This is a genomic window from Pauljensenia sp. UMB3104 (assembly GCF_030217285.1).
Taxonomy (GTDB): domain Bacteria; phylum Actinomycetota; class Actinomycetes; order Actinomycetales; family Actinomycetaceae; genus Pauljensenia.
This window is the reverse complement of record NZ_JASONN010000509.1, coordinates 1-245: the sequence shown is the minus strand read 5'-3', so window position 1 is coordinate 245 and position 245 is coordinate 1. Positions and strand designations below refer to the sequence as shown.

Genomic DNA, 245 nt, shown 5'->3' with positions numbered 1-245 from the left:
TTCCTTAGTTTCCAATCTCATCACTGAGATAGCCGGATACGGCTAGATATTGGTGACCGCTTCGACGGCCTTTTCGAGCGCCGGGCGGAATTCGGGGGCGAGTTCGCGGGCCGGTGCGAAGCAGTAGCCCGCTTCCACACCCGCCATGCGCAGGCCTTCTTTGAGGACCACCGGGAAGGTGGCCACGTCCACGAGGTTGCGCAGCGGCGAGAGCGCATTTTGCAATTCGAGGGCGCGTTCGCGGT

1 pseudogene is annotated in these 245 nt (G+C 62.0%); it reads right to left on the bottom strand.

From position 1 onward, the window contains the following. Positions 1-42: 42 nt before the first annotated feature. Positions 43-245 (bottom strand): annotated as a pseudogene (locus QP415_RS12590) (dihydrodipicolinate synthase family protein); the annotation flags it as partial.